The organism is Arsukibacterium sp. (assembly GCF_036735525.1).
Taxonomy (GTDB): Bacteria; Pseudomonadota; Gammaproteobacteria; order Enterobacterales; family Alteromonadaceae; genus Alishewanella.
Genome location: NZ_DAINOE010000100.1, coordinates 7,706 through 8,213 on the forward strand (window position 1 = coordinate 7,706; position 508 = coordinate 8,213).

A 508-nucleotide genomic window follows, 5' to 3' on the forward strand; every position below is an offset into this window, starting at 1 on the left:
CCGATACCGAATCAAAAACCACATCGACAGCTACGCCAGCCAGTACTTCTTGCTCGTATAGCGGAATACCAAGTTTTTCGTATACCCTTAAAAGCTCAGGGTCGACCTCGGCCAGCGATTTAGGTTTGTCTTTCATACTTTTCGGTGCAGAAAAGTATGAAATTGCTTGAAAGTCAATTTTTGGGTAACTGACATGAGCCCAATCCGGCTCTTCCATTTTTAACCAGTTTTCATAAGCCCTAAGCCGCCACTCCAGCATCCATTCAGGCTCTTCCTTAATAGCTGAGATTCGGCGAATCACTTCTTCATTAAGGCCTGCGACGAAGGTATCTGATGCGATATCTGAGACAAAACCCGCTTCATACTGCCGTGCTAGTGCTTGCTCAAGTTGTTGTGTCATCGAGCTATCCTTTGTGTTGGCGTATCACTAACATCTAATAAGCTTCATTAGTAAAGGCCATTAACTGTCGGTGATAAGAATATCGTTAGACTTTGATCTTATAATACC

The 508-nt window shown here is 43.5% G+C and carries 1 pseudogene; it reads right to left on the reverse strand.

The features are described 5' to 3' along the window. Nucleotides 1-400 (reverse strand): annotated as a pseudogene (locus tag V7D78_RS14870) (Fe-S cluster assembly protein SufB); the annotation flags it as partial. Nucleotides 401-508 lie beyond the last annotated feature (108 nt).